Origin of the sequence: Streptomyces sp. 8N706, assembly GCF_052245415.1 — a bacterium.
Taxonomy (GTDB): Bacteria; Actinomycetota; Actinomycetes; order Streptomycetales; family Streptomycetaceae; genus Streptomyces.
The window spans coordinates 12,090-28,664 of the sequence record NZ_JBQQBW010000051.1 but is presented as its reverse complement, the minus strand read 5'-3'; the positions used below and the strand labels follow the sequence as shown (position 1 = coordinate 28,664).

At 68.0% G+C, this 16,575-nt stretch carries 11 protein-coding genes and 4 pseudogenes; 7 read left to right on the top strand and 8 right to left on the bottom strand.

What is annotated here, in order from left to right:
• Window positions 1-6: 6 nt before the first annotated feature.
• Entirely contained in the window at window positions 7-1,773 is a 1,767-nt protein-coding gene (locus ACTWQE_RS20010; RefSeq protein ID WP_443330351.1) for a fatty acyl-AMP ligase, read from the bottom strand.
• A gap of 115 nt (window positions 1,774-1,888) precedes the next feature.
• Window positions 1,889-3,685 carry a fatty acyl-AMP ligase gene (locus ACTWQE_RS20005; RefSeq protein WP_443330350.1) on the bottom strand — a complete coding sequence of 599 codons (1,797 nt, stop codon included), beginning with the start codon at window positions 3,683-3,685 and terminating at the stop codon, window positions 1,889-1,891.
• 373 nt (window positions 3,686-4,058) lie between these two features.
• Between ACTWQE_RS20005 and ACTWQE_RS20000 the strand changes: the two genes are divergently transcribed.
• The gene (locus tag ACTWQE_RS20000; RefSeq protein ID WP_443330349.1) at window positions 4,059-5,354 is read left to right on the top strand and encodes a beta-ketoacyl-[acyl-carrier-protein] synthase family protein; all 1,296 of its coding nucleotides are present in this window, start codon (window positions 4,059-4,061) and stop codon (window positions 5,352-5,354) included.
• On the opposite strand, the gene ACTWQE_RS19995 is transcribed toward ACTWQE_RS20000, so the two are convergent.
• Window positions 5,318-6,085, bottom strand: coding sequence for a LuxR C-terminal-related transcriptional regulator (locus tag ACTWQE_RS19995; protein ID WP_443330348.1), 768 nt, complete (start codon window positions 6,083-6,085; stop codon window positions 5,318-5,320). The two genes, ACTWQE_RS20000 and ACTWQE_RS19995, sit on opposite strands and share 37 nt — an antisense overlap.
• A 466-nt stretch (window positions 6,086-6,551) precedes the next feature.
• Between ACTWQE_RS19995 and ACTWQE_RS19990 the strand changes: the two genes are divergently transcribed.
• The 3 genes from ACTWQE_RS19990 (at window position 6,552) to ACTWQE_RS19980 (ending at window position 10,527) form a co-directional block, all read left to right on the top strand.
• Entirely contained in the window at window positions 6,552-7,529 is a 978-nt protein-coding gene (locus ACTWQE_RS19990; RefSeq protein WP_443330372.1) for an AraC family transcriptional regulator, read from the top strand.
• 166 nt (window positions 7,530-7,695) lie between these two features.
• Complete coding sequence (locus ACTWQE_RS19985; RefSeq protein WP_443330347.1) at window positions 7,696-9,372, top strand: BTAD domain-containing putative transcriptional regulator; 1,677 nt, start codon at window positions 7,696-7,698, stop codon at window positions 9,370-9,372.
• A gap of 309 nt (window positions 9,373-9,681) precedes the next feature.
• On the top strand, window positions 9,682-10,527 hold the full coding sequence (locus ACTWQE_RS19980; RefSeq protein ID WP_443330346.1) for a DUF4394 domain-containing protein: 846 nt from the start codon (window positions 9,682-9,684) through the stop codon (window positions 10,525-10,527).
• 484 nt (window positions 10,528-11,011) lie between these two features.
• Here the strand turns inward: ACTWQE_RS19980 and ACTWQE_RS19975 are convergent.
• A pseudogene (locus tag ACTWQE_RS19975) lies at window positions 11,012-11,098 on the bottom strand (VapC toxin family PIN domain ribonuclease); the annotation flags it as partial.
• A 189-nt stretch (window positions 11,099-11,287) separates the two neighbouring features.
• Here ACTWQE_RS19975 and ACTWQE_RS19970 point away from each other — a divergent pair.
• Window positions 11,288-12,523: a pentapeptide repeat-containing protein gene (locus tag ACTWQE_RS19970; protein WP_443330345.1), complete on the top strand. Its 1,236-nt coding sequence runs from the start codon at window positions 11,288-11,290 to the stop codon at window positions 12,521-12,523.
• 83 nt (window positions 12,524-12,606) lie between these two features.
• Here the strand turns inward: ACTWQE_RS19970 and ACTWQE_RS19965 are convergent.
• Window positions 12,607-12,879: pseudogene (locus ACTWQE_RS19965) on the bottom strand (ABC transporter ATP-binding protein); the annotation flags it as partial.
• Between the two features lie 150 nt (window positions 12,880-13,029).
• Here ACTWQE_RS19965 and ACTWQE_RS19960 point away from each other — a divergent pair.
• Window positions 13,030-13,197: pseudogene (locus ACTWQE_RS19960) on the top strand (IS982 family transposase); the annotation flags it as partial.
• A gap of 168 nt (window positions 13,198-13,365) precedes the next feature.
• On the opposite strand, the gene ACTWQE_RS19955 reads toward ACTWQE_RS19960, so the two are convergent.
• Entirely contained in the window at window positions 13,366-13,845 is a 480-nt protein-coding gene (locus ACTWQE_RS19955; protein WP_443330371.1) for a DUF6194 family protein, read from the bottom strand.
• 47 nt (window positions 13,846-13,892) lie between these two features.
• Here ACTWQE_RS19955 and ACTWQE_RS19950 point away from each other — a divergent pair, with 47 nt between their 5' ends.
• Complete coding sequence (locus ACTWQE_RS19950; protein WP_443330344.1) at window positions 13,893-14,645, top strand: MerR family transcriptional regulator; 753 nt, start codon at window positions 13,893-13,895, stop codon at window positions 14,643-14,645.
• 337 nt (window positions 14,646-14,982) lie between these two features.
• Here ACTWQE_RS19950 and ACTWQE_RS19945 read toward each other — a convergent pair.
• Window positions 14,983-15,345: pseudogene (locus ACTWQE_RS19945) on the bottom strand (alkaline phosphatase PhoX); the annotation flags it as partial.
• Window positions 15,346-15,453: 108 nt separating this feature from the next.
• Window positions 15,454-16,221: a helix-turn-helix domain-containing protein gene (locus ACTWQE_RS19940; protein WP_443330343.1), complete on the bottom strand. Its 768-nt coding sequence runs from the start codon at window positions 16,219-16,221 to the stop codon at window positions 15,454-15,456.
• Window positions 16,222-16,575: the final 354 nt, after the last annotated feature.

Here is a 16,575-nt window from a genome sequence, read left to right as displayed (position 1 = left end):
GCATCCTCATTCGATGAGGGCTGCCTCGAAGGAACCCCCCAGGTACTGGTCCCGGCTGTCGCGCCGTTGCAGCTTGCCGGTCGTCGTGAGCGGCAGCGTGCCCGGCTTGAGAAGGACGACATCGTGTACCTGGACGCGGTGTCCTGCATGGACGGCGCGCCTGATCACCCGCTTGATCTCCTGGGCAGTCACCGGCTCATCGGTCTCGCCGCCGGCTGCCGCCGTCGTCTCGGCGAGCACGATGAGCCGTTCGTGTGCGCCGTCGTCGACCGACACGGCGCAAGCACCGAACTCGCGGACTGCCGGGTGGCTGGCCTCAACCGTGGCCTCGATGTCCTGCGGGTAGTGGTTGGCACCGGCGATGATGATGACATCTTTTGCCCGACCGGTGATGAACAGTTGTCCGTTGTGCAGAAATCCGAGATCACCGGTACGGAGAAAGCGCTCGCCCGGCTGGTCGGGAAGGGTCCCCATGAAGGTCGCGGCACTCTCCTGGGGAGCGTTCAGGTAGCCCGTTGCGACGCTCGGGTCGGATACGAAGATCTCACCCACCTCGTCCTCCCCGCAGGGCTTTCCTGTCGCCGGATCGACGGCGACAACCGTGCTCAACGGGTGTGTCCGGCCGCAGCCGACCAACTCGCGGCTGTCCTGCGTCGACGCGGTTGTACGCACCTTCCCGGCGGCGAGCGCCGCGGAGTCCAGCCGCAGGATTTCCGGGCCCTGGCCGACCGGACCGGCCGTGACCATCACTGTCGCCTCAGCGAGGCCGTAACCGGGGCACAGTGCGTCGCGTCGGAAGCCGGCCTCGGCGAATGCCGCGCTGAAGCGGTCGAGCGTATCGGAGCGGACGGGTTCACCTCCGACCAGGGCCATCTCCCAACGGCTGAGGTCGAGTTCTCGGCGCTGAGCTTCGGTCACCCGGCGTGCGCACAGGTCGTAGGCGAAGTTCGGCGCGCAGCTGTCCGCGCGTCCGAGCTGGGAGATCGCCCGCAGCCACGTGAGCGGACGCTGTACGAATGTCATCGTAGGCAGCAGTGTGACGTCCCGGCCGCAGAATAGGGGGTCGAGGAGATTGCAGATGAGGCCCATGTTGTGCTGCGGCGGCAGCCACGACACCGACGATGGGCGGGGCAGCCCGGCATCGTCGGCAGGCCGACGCGTGTTGTCGTATATCAACGACAGATTGTGCAGCACATTGCGGTGAGTGATTGCGACGCCTTTCGGCAGGCCGGTCGATCCCGACGAGTACTGCAAGTAGGCGACCATCTCAGCGGTGACCACCGGCGGGGTCCACTGCTGGGCCAGGTCCAGGCACACCTCATCGGTCGCCACCCGATTGAGCCGGGCGAGCCCGTCGGTGTCGGTGAGGACGGGGTCCGCGGCGGCAAGCATGGGGCCGGTGGACAGGAACAGCGAGGGCTCGGAACTCGCGGCAATCGACTGCACCCGGGTCCATTTGGCATTGCCCCGCGTGCCGTCGAGCGGAGCTACCGGCACCGGGATCAGCCCCGCATAGACGCAGCCCAGGAAGGCGGCGTGGAAATCCAGTCCGGGCGGGTAACTCAGCAGCGCGCGTGCGCGCGCGGTAGAAACCCGCTTTCGCAGCGTCACCGCGATCGCCCGCGCATAGCGGTCGAGTTCGGCCAGGGTCAGTGAGTCGGATTCCTCGGCACCATCGCCCAGAAAAACAAAATTCTTCCGGTCGGGCTCGGCTGCCGCACGACTGCGGCACAGGTCGATCAACGTCGACAGTGCGCCGTGCTCGCCTGCCACCCCCTCGGGCAGTCGGACACCGTGCTGATGAACGGTTCGCATGAGACCAGTCCAAACGGAGGAAGGAGAAAGAAGGCGGCGGGCAGTTCGCGCGCCTTCACTGCATGGATCGAGTTCAGACCATCTCGAGCATGCGCGCCCGGTACCTGGACCGGCACTGTGCGCGCTGCAGCTTGCCGCTGGTGGTGAACGGAAGTGCACCGGCCTTGACCAGGAGGACGTCGTCGACCAGGAGACCGTGCCCAGCAAAGACGGCCTCTCGGACGGCCTCTTCGACTTCACCCGCCCCGACCTTCACGCGGACCCCTGACGGCGTGTCCGGGGCGGAGTCGGCCACCACGGAGTACCGGCTGTTGATCTCGGCCAGGACCACGAGGCGCGCGCGTTGGCCGTCCTGGACGGTGAAGGCGCAGCAGCGGCCTTCCCGTATGGCGGCGTGGCCTTCCTCTGCGGTCGCCTCGATGTCGTACGGGTAGTGCTGCATACCGTCCACGACGATGAGGTCGGCCACCCGGCAGGTGACGAAGAGCTGACCACCGTCCAGAAAGCCGAGGCTGCCGGTCCGCAGAAACCGGCGGCCGTCGTGGCCCCGCACAGTGGCGTTCAACGTACGCGCCGTCTCCTCAGGGGCGTTCCAGTACGAGGTACCGATACTCGGTCCGGAGGCGAGGATCTCCCCCGTCTCGTCCGGGGCGCACGGTTCGCCGGTTTCCGGATGCACCACTGCGATGGTCATGGAGGGGTGCAACTGGCCCAGGCCGACCAGTCGGCGGGCCTCGTCCTCGGGCCCGGCTCGCTGCACCTTGCCTTTCGCCAGCGCAACCGCATCGAATCGGCGGATCACCGGTTCGGGCTCCACCGGCCCGCCGCTGAGCATGACGGTGGACTCGGCCATGCCGTAACTCGGGAAGAACGCCTCGCGGCGGAAGCCGAACGGGGCGAGCATGGCACTGAACTGGTCGATCATCTCTGCCCGCACCGGCTCGTTTGCGACCACCGCGATCCGCCAGCCGCTGAGATCGAGGGAACGCAGCTGCTCCTCGGAGATGCGCCGCAGGCACAGCTCGTACCCGAAACTGGGTGCCGAACTGATGCCCGCCCCGCGGTCCGATATCGCGCGCAGCCAGTTGACCGGATGCTGGGCGAACGCCGTCGGCGGCATCAGTGCGGCGTCGTACCCGACATAGATCGGCTGCAGAACCCCGGTGATGAGTCCCATGTCGTGGAACACGGGCAGCCAGGACACAACGGGCGGCAGCCGGTTGACGTCGTCCGTGGCCCGGGAACCGTTGGCCAGGATCAGCGAGAGGTTGTGCAGGACGTTGCCATGGGTGAGCTCCACACCCCGGGGCGGACCGGTCGTGCCGGAGGTGTATTGCAGGTACGCCACCGTGTCCGGGCCGATGCGGGGGGCATTCCAGCCGTACGCGTCCGTCTCGCTGATCTCGTCAGTCGCCACAGGGGTCGGCCGGCGGGGTGTGGACATGCCCTTCAGCAACGCTTCGACGCGGTTCAGCCTGGACCCGTTCGACAGCAGCAGATCCGGTCGGCAACTGTTGATGATGGCCTGGAAGCGCGTATACCGGTCGTCGACGCCGACGCGCAGTACCGGAGGAGCCGGCACCGCGATCAGGCCGGCATACAGGCAGCCGAAGAAGGCGGACACGAAGTCCAGGCCCGGCGGGTAACTGAGCACGGCGCGGGCGCCCGGCGGGGCCTGCCTGCTCAGATGCACAGCGATCGCCCGTGCGCGGGCGTCGAGTTGGGCGAGGGTGAGCGAATCGGACTCTTCGACTCCGTTCTCCAGGAAGGCGAACATCCGTCGATCGGGCTCCCTGGACGCGCGGTACCTGCAGAGCTCGACCAAGGTCGTCGGCTCGAGCCGGGATTCTGTGAGGGCATCCTCTGACATTGCTGTCCTCCTGTTCGGCTTGGCCATTGCCATTGCCCTGGCGATTTGCCCACGTGCCCCGCCAGGCGTGGCCATTTGCCCAGCCATGGCCGTACGCCTGCGCCATGGCCGTCCCCCTCGGAGGATGTTAATGAGGCCGAGAAATCTCGGGTATCCGCCGCCGGATGGCGTCCCACCCCCTACCGGAGGCGAGTGACGGGTAACCCGCTGGACGGATGGCCACTCGTCCTCCGGTAGGCCTCACGATTCCGTCCGTCGGCCGTTACGGAAAGCACCCCGTACTGGCTACCGTCATGACGACGGCCAGTGGACGGCGAAGGGCCCATGTTCAAGGGAGAACATTTCCCCGGAACGCTTCAGAAAGGGATCCGTAATGTCCTACGAAGCATCTGACTACTTCTTGGGTTATCCGAAGCTCCCCGACCTCCCCGATCTCCCGGACGGGGAAGCCCTCGGTACGACCGGCGTTGTGGTCACCGGCATGGGAATGACCACGCCGCTGGGAGCCGACGTCCACTCCTCCTGGACGGCGCTGCTCGCCGGCGCATCCCCGATCACCGTGCTCGACGAACCGTGGGCCCGCGACCTGCCCGTACGGCTGGTAGGCCGACTGAGCCAGGAACCGACCGAGGTACTGGACCGGGTCGAGGCCCGACGCATGGACCGCTGCCAGCAGATTGCGATGGTGGCGACCCGGCAAGCATGGGCCGACGCCGGCGCGCCCGAGGTCGCGCCGGAGCGGCTGGCCGTGGTGATCGGCACCGGCCTCGGCGGAGGGAGGACGCTGGTCGACCAGCACGAGGCGTCCCTGGCGAAGGGTCCGGGCCGCGTGTCGCCGTTCGCGGTGACGATGCTGATGCCCAACGGTTCCGCCGCCGCCGTCAGTATGGCTCTCGACGCCCGCGCCGGTGCCCACGCGCCCACCAGCGCCTGCGCCTCCGGAGCGGAGGCAATCGCCATGGGGCTCGCCATACTGCGCGCCGGGCGGGCCGATGTCGTTGTCGCCGGTGGCACCGAGGCATGCATCAGCCGGCTGTCCATGGCGGCTTTCGCCCGCATGGGAGCCCTGTCCAGCCGTCACGAGGAACCTCAGAGCGCATCGCGGCCGTTCGACAGCGCCCGTGACGGATTCGTCATGGCCGAGGGCGCCGGCGTCGTCGTACTGGAACGAACCGAAGCCGCAAGGGCTCGTGGCGCGCGGATGTATGCCACGCTCGCCGGTACAGGGATGAGCTCCGACGCGCACGCCATGACAGCTCCTTCAGCGGACGGTCAGATCAGCGCGATCCACCAGGCCTTGCGCTCCGGCGGCCTCTGCCCGCAGGACATCGTTCACGTCAACGCTCACGCTCCCGGCACGCCCGTCGGTGACCGTATCGAGGCGTCGGCAGTACTGGAATCACTCGGTCCGCATGCTCTCGTGACGGCAACCAAGTCGATCACAGGCCATCTCATAGGCGGGGCCGGCGCGATCGAGGCCATCTTCACGGTCCTGAGCATCTTCAACGACGTGATCCCCGCGACCAGGAACCTCGACGACAAGGACCCCGAGGTGAAGGTGGAGGTCGTCACGGGAAACCCTCGGCGCACCAAGGTCACCGCGGCTATCTCGAACTCCTTCGGTTTCGGCGGTCACAACGTGGTCCTCGCTTTCACCAAGCCCGCCTGACCACGGGCGCGGGACGGGGCCGGAGGGGAGGGAGCTTGAGGGGCCGGGGGGCCTGCGGAGGCCTGCGGAGGCTGGCACGAGTGCACCAGACCGCTCCGCTGGGCCATCAGCGCCGCGTGCATCCGGTTCGGCAATTCGAGCTTGGCGAGAATGCGCGAGACGTGGGACTTCACGGTGGCGGCCGTCACATGCAGCTCGTGGGCGATCTCCTGATTCGACCTCCCCATGGCTATACCGGACAGGACTTGGGTCTCCCGGCCGCTCAGGGCGGCCAGGGCGACCGCGTGACTGCGCTCCTGTGGCGGGGGAAGGATCTCGAACCGATCGATCAGCCGTCGGGTCATCGTGGGGCAAAGGAAAGCCGCGCCGCCGGCGACGGCACGGACAGCTGAGGTCAGCTCCTCCTGGCTGGCGCTCTTGAGCAGAAAACCACTTGCGCCCGCCTTCAACGATCCGAACAGATGGCTGTCGAGGTCGATGCTGGTCAGGACAATGATTCCGGGGGCTGTCGCCTCCGAAGGCTGGGCGAGTTTCCGGAGGAATTCGTATTCGGCATCGACGAGTACGACCTGTGGTCGCCGCAGCTCGACCAGGCGCAATGCCTCATCGCCGACTCTCGCATCGGCGACCACGGTGAGGTCCGGTGCCTCCCCGAGGGCCTGCCGGAAACCGCGGCGCACAAGATCCTCATTGTCGACCAGCATTACTTCCAACGTGCTGAAGTCGTCCATCGCTCACTCCGCCTGTGCGATTCGGAAGTGTGGTCCCCATCCAAGTTCGGGGTCTCCTGACCGTTGTGATTCCAGCCCCTCAAGTGCTCCTTCCGCAGGGCCCCCGCAGTGCCACCCCATTCACCCGTTGCCGGCAACCAGTACTGTGCGTTTCATGGAGTCCTACTCGAGAACGCTTCGGGTACAGCGGCTGCGCACGCGATGGCTGTGGGATGCGCCGAGCCCTACACGCGACCGTGGCTGATACCGCGTATGCCCCCTGGCTCGCACTCACTTCCCGGTTAGGCTGATCGGCAGCCTGCGGCGGGACACGCCGCATCGATCCCTTCCGATGCTAGGGGACTTGGCAGTGCGGGTTTCAGGCAATGGCGGCCATACTGTTGGCCGTTCCGGACACAGGACGGCGGTGGACGAAGCCTCCACAGCTCCGCGGCTGTTCCAGCGAGGTATTGCCGGCGTGCGCGCGATGGTGGATGTCGGGGTCGAGCGCGGAGTACCCGTACAGGCGTGCCTCGGCGGCAGCGGTGTGGACCGGAACACTCTTGCCGACGATGCCGCACACGTCCGAGCCTGGCAGGAGCTCATGGTGGCGCAGAACCTGGTCCGCGCCACAGGCGATGCTCCCGGCCTGGGGCTGGAGGCCGGTAGCCGGATTCCGCTGCGCACGTACAGCGTGTGGGGCTTCGCACTGCTCGCCAGCCCGACGCTGCGCGAAGCGGCGGCTGTGGGACTGCGCTACCTGGAGCTCACCTTCGCCATGGTCGGGATCTGCCTTCAGGAGGACGGAAACGAGGTCCATCTCGTCCTGGATGACGGGCTTGTGCCCCAGCCGGTTCGACGGTTCTTCGTCGAACGGGAATTGGCCAACATCCGCACCATCCTGGACACCATCCTGGGCCGGCCCTTCATACCCCTCCGGTTGGATCTGCGTTTCCCACGGCCTCAAAAGCTGGCACCGTACGAGGCGTTGGCCAACGCGCCGATCGCCTTCGGGGCGCCGCGCAACGCGATCGTCACCTCCGCAGCGGTACTGGAGCAGTCGCTGCCGCAGGCGGACCGGCGCACCATGCAGGTGTGCGAACGCGAGTGCAGCCTCCTGCTGGCCCGGCGCGCCGACGGCGGATTCGCGGCACGGGTACGGGAACTGCTCATGCAGTTGCCGGATGGATTTCCCGACATGGGCGTTGCCGCAGCCGCGCTGCACGTCTCCACCCGCACACTGCACCGGCGCCTGGCCGTGGAGGGCACTTCCTACCGGCGTCTCGTCGACGGAGCGCGACACGCTCGCGCTGTCGAGATGCTGTCCACCCTCGGACTCGGAGTCGACCAGATCGCCGTACGGCTCGGGTACGCCGACGCGGCGGCATTCATCCGCGCGTTCCGCCGGTGGACCGGTGCGACCCCCGGCGCCTACCGCACCAGCGTGCCCTCCCGGCCTTACTGATCGCCGCAGGACAACGTTCGGAGCCAAAGTAGCCGACTGGACAGCCACTGAACGGCTGGCCGGCTGGTGGCAGGTGTGGGCGGCACTGGGCCGGAATGGGCCTTCCGTACATGCCGCTGATGAGAGAAGGGTGAGGAAGATGTGAAACGGCGGTGCGGGGGGGCTCATGCGCATTCAGGTACTGGGGCCGGTCTGTGTCTGGCGGGACGGCACACGCCTCGACCTCGGCTCGCCCCAGCGCCGTGCGATTCTCGCCCTGCTGGCCGTGTCCCGTGGACAGCAACTGCCGTTCTCCGGGCTCGCGGACGCCCTGTGGGGCGAGCGGCCCCCGGCGAGCGCGTCGAACGTCATCCAGACCTGTATCAAGCACCTGCGCCGCCTGTTGGAGCCGGGGCGGCAGCCGCGCGCCCCCAGCGCGGTGCTGCCCCTGCTCGGCGACGGCTACGCGCTGCGCGTTCCGAACGACGTCATCGATCTGCTCCGCTTCCGGGACCTGGTCGCCGCGGCGGAGGTCGCACGGCGGGACGGCGGCCAGGAGCGGGCCGCGGCGCTGCTGGCCGACGCGCTCGGGCTGTGGCAGCAGCCGCCCCTCGCCGACCTGCCGTTCCTCGCTGCCCACCCGATGGCCGTCGCGCTGGCCGGGGAGCGCCGTGGCGTGGTGGCCCAGTACGGCGAAGCCATGATCGCGGCGGGAAAGAGCCCCAGCGTGCTCCCTGTCCTGGAGGAGGCCGCGGCCGCGCAGCCACTGGACGAGGGCGCCCAGGCCCGGCTCATCCGGGCGTACCAGGCCGTCGGGCGACGCGACCAGGCGGTCGCCGTCTACCGGCGAAGCTGCCGCCTGCTGGTCGATGAACTCGGCGTCGACCCCGGCCCCGAGCTGTCCGAGGCCTATGAGTCCGTGCTGCGCCGCCGCACCGGGCCTCTTCCCGGCCACGGGCATGTCCCCGATCAGGACGCGGCCACCGGCCCGGTACCGGTGAGCGTCGCCGGCGCGCTCCCCGCGCAGTTGCCCGCGGATGTGCCCGACTTCTGCGGCCGGGCCACGGAGTTGTCGGCGCTCGACCGGCTGCTGACCGGAGCGAAGGGAAGCCCGAGGACGGTGGCCGTCTCGGTGATCTCCGGCACGGCCGGGGTGGGGAAGACCGCGCTGGCCGTCCACTGGGCGCACCGGACGCGGCACCGGTTTCCCGACGGCCAGCTCTACGTCAACCTGCGCGGCTACGATCCGGACCGCCCCATGCTGCCCGGTGACGCCCTCACCCGGTTCCTCAGCGTCCTCGGGGTCCCTGGTGACGTGATCCCGATCGACGTCGACGACCGCGCCGGCTGGTACCGGACCGAGATCGCCGACCGGAGGATGCTGGTGGTCCTGGACAACGCCCTGTCCGAGGAGCAGGTCCGCCCGCTGCTTCCCGGTTCGCCGTCCTGCACCGTCGTGGTCACAAGCCGGGACGGCCTGGCCGGCCTGGTGGCCCTGGACGGCGCCCGCCGCATCGGGCTGGGCCCGCTCCCACTGCCCGACGCGGTCGCCCTGCTGCGGACGCTCATCGGCGCGCGGGTCGAAATCGAGCCGGGGCCGGCCGCCGCGCTGGCCGAACAGTGTGTACGGCTCCCGCTGGCGCTCCGGATCGCGGCCGAGCTCGCCGTCGTCCGCCCGTCGCTGCAGCTGGCGGACCTGGTGACGGAGCTGGCCGACCAGCAGCGGCGACCGGATCTTCTGGACGCGGGCGGCTACCGGCGCGCGGCGGGTGGAGGCGGTGTTCTCCTGGTCGTACCAGCGTCTGCCCGCCCCCGTCGCCCGCACCTTCCGCCTGCTGAGCCTGCACCCCGGGCCGGAGGCTGACGCCCATGCCGTCGCCGCCCGGATGGGCGCCGCGCGGATGGGCGCCGCGCGGATGGGCGCCGCGCGGGGCGAGGAGCATCGCGTTGCCCCCGTCGATGCGTGGGGGGTGTTCCCCACTGCCGCCCGCCTCGCGTGCCCGCAGGACGCCGAGGTGAGTAGTTCAATCACCGTCCAGTGGATGTCCAGTCCTCCGAAATAGCTTGGGGTCGCCGGCTGAGGTTCGGCCGAGCGGACCATGCCGCACTGCCTTTACCACGCCACACGCTCACCGGGAGGGAAGAACCGATGCGAGCAGGGATCAAAAAGAGAATGGCTGCGGCCGTCGCGGTCGCATCCGCCGTGGCGGCACTCGTTGTGGGAGCCCCGAGCAACGGCTGGGCCCAGGCCCAGGCCGACAGCCTTCGGGCGTTCGGGATCTCGAGTGACGGCACGTTAATGGCCACGTTCACCACCGACAGACCCCAGGTGCTCGACTGGGTCAGGGTCGTCACCGGGCTCAGTGGCGACACCGCCCTGATCGGGATCGACTTCCGCGTGCAGAACGGCCTCATGTACGGCGTCGGCAACCAAGGCGGCATCTACACGATCAAGACCCCGCCAGTGACCACGGACGTGGTGGTCACCAAGGTTTCCCAGCTCCGCGTTCCGCTGTACGGCACGAACTTCGGGGTCGACTTCAATCCCGCGGCCGACCGGCTGCGAGTGATCAGCGACAACGGCCAGAACCTGCGTCACAACCTCGCCGACGGCACCACGGTCGAGGACACCACACTGACCACCCCGCCGGCGACCGGGCCGACCAGGGGCGTCACCGCCGCTGCCTACACGAACAACGACGTGAACGCGGAGACCGCGACCACGCTGTTCGACATCAACACGGCCACGGACCAGGCCGTCATCCAGTCACCGGCCAACAACGGAACGCTGGCCCCGACCGGCGCGCTCGGCGTGGACGCCGGCCTCAATGCGGGCTTTGACATCTTCAGCAACCTGACCAACGGCAAGACGACCTCCGTGTCGGCCTTCGCCACTCTCGCTTCGGCGAGTGGCTCGGCGACGCTCTACAGCGTCAACCTGTTCACCGGGGCCACGGCCGGAGTGGGGCAGTTCCCGCTGGCCATCACCGACATAGCCATTGCACTCGACACGAACTGACACACTTCCGGTCCACCGACCGGTCATGGTGAGCCCGCCCAAACACACCCCCGGGCGGGCTCACCACCGTTGGCTACCACCCGTATCAGCAGTGCTCGGCCCGCGTCGGGGACTCGGTTCAGCCAGGCCGCGTGCGCCTCCTGCGCCACACCGAGCAGCCGGTCACGTGGCGCCTCTCATGTCGTCCCGCAGGGTTTCACCGCAGGGCGGTTCGGACGCAGGGCGATCATCTGCTCAGGGGCGTCCCGGCCACCCCTTGGCGATGTCGTGGATGTGGTCACTCTCCAGGATTGGCCGCCCGGGGGTTCTTCACGTCGCTTGGCGCACCCTCGCATCCCGGGTTTCCACAGGCGCCGTCACAGCGCGTCGGCACGGCGTCCCGCGCCTTGGCGCGGCGGACCGAAGCGGTGACGGTAAGTGCCGTCCGCACCCCATGTGTGTCGCCGGCCGGGCGGAATGAAGGGGCCGGGAACGACATCGCCGGTCAGTCGCGAACGTCCCGCTGCTGGACTTCCTTGAGGACCGCGGCCACGGTGGCGAAGTCGTCGTCCACGTGGAGCACGGTGTGACCGAACCATTCGGGTGCTTCGACAGTGTGGCGCCAGGGCCGCTGCCGCAGCCGTGGGGTGGCATAGGGAGGGTGACTGGTAATCCTGGCCTCCCACGGCTCCGCCGAATCGCACACCGGCGGGCCGCCCGTCGGCAACGGAACCGCCGATTCGGCACGTGGCAGAACGCAGGCAGCGACCACCTGCGGGGGTTGGCACTGTTCGTGGCCGCATTGCCTGGGCTGGCTGCGGTCGTCGCATTGTTGTTTACGTGGGCGACTGTGGAGCAAGCCGGGGAAGAAGTGCGGACCGCGAGGGAAGAAGTGCAGCTCATCGAGCAGGGTCAGATCACCAATCGATTCAATGCCGCGATCGACAACCTGGGATCGAAACCCCTGGACATCCGGCTCGGTGGCATCTATGCCCTGCAGCGCATCATGCAGGACTCACCGCGGGACCATGCCACTGGCTTCTTGGTACTCGGTGCGTACGTGCGCGAGCACGCCCGACTTCCAGGGAGCGGCGCCGAGAGGGCACAGGCCACGTCGGCCCAGCACATGCCGCCTACCGACATCCAGGCTGCGATGAGTGTGTTGACCAGGCACCGCCATGACCAAGATGCCATCGACCTGAGGCGCACGGACCTGAGCGGAGCGAGCCTCGACCGTGCGCCCTTGAGCGGAGCTGTATTGACAGGCGCAGATCTTACTGCCGCGAATCTCCATAAGGCAGACCTGACCAACGCAAAACTACAGCGCGCAACCCTTCGTGCCGCGAACCTCACCAAGGCGAACCTCCCCAAGGCAACCCTGGTCAGGGCGAACCTCACCAAGGCGAACCTCGCTCATGGCGAGCTCACCGAAGTGAAGCTTGACGGGGCAAATCTCACCGGGGCAAACCTGGAAGGTGCGGCACTCCCACGCGCGGTAACCATTGGCGCGAACCTCTCCGACGCGAACCTCTTCGGCGCCGATCTCCGAGAAGTGCAATTCGCCAAACCTTTCCTCTTCCCCGGGACCGAGAGCTTCGTCAAGACGAACCTCGCCCGCGCTCACCTCAACACTGCGAACCTCACCAAAGCAAACCTCCGTGGAGTGAACCTCACTGGGGCAGACCTTCAAGAAGCCGACCTCAGCGGTGCGGACCTCTTCGCGGCCGACCTCAAGGGCGCCTCCTTCACCTACGTCAAGCTCAGCGGCGCGCTCCTCGCCGAGGCCGACCTCACCCAAGCATCCGTCTTCGAGGCAGACCTCACCGGGGCAAACCTTCACAGCGCCAACCTCACCAACGCCGACCTGCGAGGCACGAACCTCACCAATACGGACCTGCGAGGGGCGAACCTCACCAACGCGGACCTGCGTGGCGTGAACCTCACCAACGCGGACCTCAAAGGCGCGAAGCTCGACGGGGTGAAGCGCGGGCCCGCACCGGAGGGACCTTCCGAGTAAGGCTCGTCTCGTTGGCATGTGAGGGCCTGCGTGCGGCGCTATGGGCCGTATGTTGCGCCGGCAGCGTGGCCCGCAGCCGGGCGAGGTCGCTGGGTGCGTACGCGTACGCGCGCGTGGCTGTGCTGTTCGATGAAGCCCTGCATGGGGATGTCGGCGAGGAGTCGGCCCCGGCCGAGGACGACGAGGTGGTCCTCGAAGGTCGCGGTCTCGTTCATCAGGTGGCTGGAGACCAGGACCGTGCGGCCCTCACGGGCGAGTCCGCGCAGCAACTCGCGGATCCAGACGATCCCTGACGGGTCGAGGCCGTTGGTGGGCTCGTCCAGCATGAGAAACGGGCAGGTCCGCGGCTCCCCCAGCTGCCGCTGGGTGGGGGCACTCCCCCAGTCTCCGGCCGGGGGACCCCCACCCGGACGGAGTCTGGGCGAGGGACTTTTGAAACACGCCCTGGTGATCGATTGCAAGGGTTCGGCCGCGTAGATGAGGCGAGGGTTGTCCACCCTCAGTGTGTGACGACCGAGATAGACACCCTCGCTACCGCACTCTCCGTGCGAGTCGATGGTCTGTTGAAGGATTCACCTCATCTGGCGCCGTGGCGGCCGAAGGTGGGCCTCACGCCGAAGCTGAGCAACGCTGAACCAGTCACCCTGGTGGTCATGCAGGCCTTGCTCGGCTTCGCCGTCTTCTCTGGCGGCAACCGTGTGGCGCGAGGCGAGTGGAGACCACTTTGTGCAGCTCAGCGACAGTACGAGCGACATGATCGTGTGCAACACATGTGGCGCTGGTGCTGCAGCTCGCGACGGTGCTACCCAGGCAGGGGCAAGTCGGCTCGCTCTGGAGCCGTGTCAGTCATTTTCCAGCGACCTCCCCGGTTCGTGTCGCCGCTCGGACCGGGCACGAGCGGCGTCGTGGGCGCCGCGCAGAAGCTGCACGACCGTGTCCGTTGCCCGCTCGCCGGGATTGACGACAGAGATCCAGCCGAGCGCGCCGTATACCGGGTGCGGCATCACACTGTCGGCGGCTGCGTAGTCGCGGCGGCGGCTGAGTCTGCGCGGCTCCTCCCCAGTGAGCTCCCGGAACGTCGCACGGTCGACGTGGATGTTCACCCGCCAGCGGCCCGGAGGGTCAAGGTCGGAAGCGGCGTCGTCGGGGTAGTTCTTGGTGACGATCGTCCCGTATGGCTGGACGTTCTGAGGCATCTGACCGTCGGAGGCGTAGGAGAAGAACGCATCTCCCCACGCGAGCTCGGGGAAGTCGCCTCCCGGCTCCGGGATAACCACGAGCGCGCCGTCGAAGCCTCGCACGGTCGCGATGATCTGTTCCATACTCATGGTTCAAGCATCATCTTCAAGTGCTTATGTGGGGTTGGCTGATGGGCGAGCCGGTGAGCGGTTCTCCACGGGTACTGCTTCGAACAGTCGATGTCGCCAGAGAGTCGGGGTACTCGGTGCAACAGGTTCGCGACCTGGAGCGGCTGAGAGTCATTCCTCCAGCCCCTCGATCGAGCAACGGTTACCGTTCCTACACACCGATTCACGTGCACGCTCTGCGCGCCTATCGAGGACTCGCAGGGGCTGTTGGGCCTGTCGCAGCCCGGCAGATGCTCACGGAGCTGCGAACAGAGACGATCGCGGAGGCAGCCTCGGCGATCAACGCGGTACACGTTCGGCTCGCGCGGGAACGAGACGAGGCTCTGCGCGCTCAACAAGCGTTGGGTGCGATCCAGGCCGAAGCGAACACACCCGAGTTCGAGCACGAAAGTGACGCGATGACGATCACGGAGCTCGCCGGGGCGCTTGGTGTACGTCCCTCGACCCTGCGGTTCTGGGAGCAGGAAGGGCTTGTCATCCCCGAGCGAGTGACGTCACTGCGAGCACGTCGCTACGGTCTTTCAGCCATCAGAGCGGCCCGAATCGTTGCGGCCCTCCGCGGCACCGGTTACAGCATTCCCGCTGTGCGCGAGATCATGGGCTCCCTGCACCAGCTCGACGGCCTGGGAGAGACCCGACGCATCCTGCGACAACGTCTTGACCAGATCGCCACACGGACCGTGGCGCTACTCCGAGCGGGCGCAGACCTGGAAGCAGTCGTCATGTCCGCCCAGGAACCGACGATCGCCGGATAGGCCCGGGCCGCCTCGCCTTCTGACATTCGGGTCGGCGACCGGCCCGTCGCCGACCCGAATGTCAGTGACTGACTCAGCCCGCTGGTTCAGAGCTCTGGTCAGGTCCCCCAGCTTGCGCGGCGTCGAGGTCGGAGCACGCCTCGTCCAACGGGGCAGTCAGCTCGACGCTTTGCTGCTCCCGTCTGGTGATCTTTCGTGGGAGTTCGTCGCATCAGTCGGGGCTCCGAGCCCGGACTCCTGCCATGCCTGAGCTCGCTGCCTGTGCTCAACGAGAGCACCTGCGGCCCTGGTGCCGGCGGGGCACACCGTGCAGCCCACAACGGCGGACACGCGACGGCTGGCCGTCGTGCGCGGTGCCCGGGCTCTCGGAACGGGCGCAGCTGGACACGAAGTACGTGCCGCCGTCACCCCACCACATGCCCTCCAGCTTGCGGGAGCGGGTGATCTCACCGGCCAGGAACTGTTTGCGGACAGAGGTGGTGCGGGCGTCGCGGTCCGGCACCTTCACCCACTGCACGCTGTACACGGTGCCGATCTGCGTCGCGCGGGAGAGGTCGTCGACTTACTGGCCCGCAGCGTCCGAGCACTCGAACGCCTCCAGCACGCCCGCGTTGTCGGCCAGGGCCCGCAACGTGCCGGGCCCGTGCGCGAAGCCGACCGGCGGGGTCCAGCGGTAGAGCAGGCTGTTGGCTCGCCCGGCGGCGGTCTGCTGTCCATCGGACTGGATCCACAGCGACGACAGTGGTGACCTCAACACAACAGCGCCCCCGCTGGCTTCGGCCCAGTGGGGGCGCTTTCGTGCGTCCGGTCATGCGGCATCCGCCGGCCGCCGGTTGTACGCCTCCAGCGTCGCCTTCACCGTCGACGCCTCCTGGAAGACCAGTTCCCATGGCCCGGTGTTGACGTCCATGTCCTTACCGAAGCCCACCCACTTGCCGACCAGTCGGCGGCCGGTCGGCTCGGCAAGCATCTGGATCGCCCCGTGATACCGGGCCCCGCGGTAGTAGCCCTCATCCGCGGTCTGCTCCACCCACGTGCCGGTGATGACGCTGCCGTCCACAGTGAGGTCCATGGTGAGCGGCGAGTCCGACGAGCCGGGGAGGCTCCGCACTGTCAACCGGTTGCGGTGCTGCAGCACCACCACGTAGTGCAGGCCGGTGAATGTGCCCTCCCGGCCACTGGAGAAGTACTGGTAGCGGGACAGCCACACGCCCGAGTAGTTCCCGCTGGCCGTCGGCTGGGCGGTGGGGCCGCTGGTGGCCGCAGCCACACCGCCGGCCGCAGCCTCGACGTCGTGGCCACCCCGGCCGTCGTCGGAGACGCGTGCCTGCGGCACGGAGATGGGTGGGAAGCCCAGAGACTCGATCGGCAGACCGGTGACCGTCTCCAGTGCACGGGCATAGACAGGTCGGGGTGAAGTGATGGAGCCGGATTCCCAGCGCTGCACAAGGCGTTTTGATGCCTCGTTGGGTTCGCCTACGCGGCGGCCGGCTTCCCGGAGCGCGCGGGCCAGGTCGTCTTGAGAGAGCAGCAGCCCCATGCGGACTGCGCGGAGGGCGGTGTTTGGTGTGGGCATGAAGCCACGGTAGGCACGCGCGCTCAGAAATGACACCGGAATGACGCCTGACGTGTCGTCGGTTTGACGCCTGCACTGTCGCCGCGCTGGGCGACATTCCGGCGTCATCGTGTAGGCATGGCGGACAGACAGCAACGGCCCCAGGTATCGCCCTCCCGTGCAGCGCTACGCCGGTTCATGGCATCCCGCGACGGCATAGTCCGCGGCATGAAGGAAGGCACCGACCCGCAGTGCGAGGGCGGCAGTGCCATCCCTCCGGGCTCCATGGAGTTCCCGCCCTGTCGGTGCCCGCGGTGCAAGCCCGAGGATTGACGCCCGCCTCCCCATACCCGCCCCGGCCGACGTACCAACAGC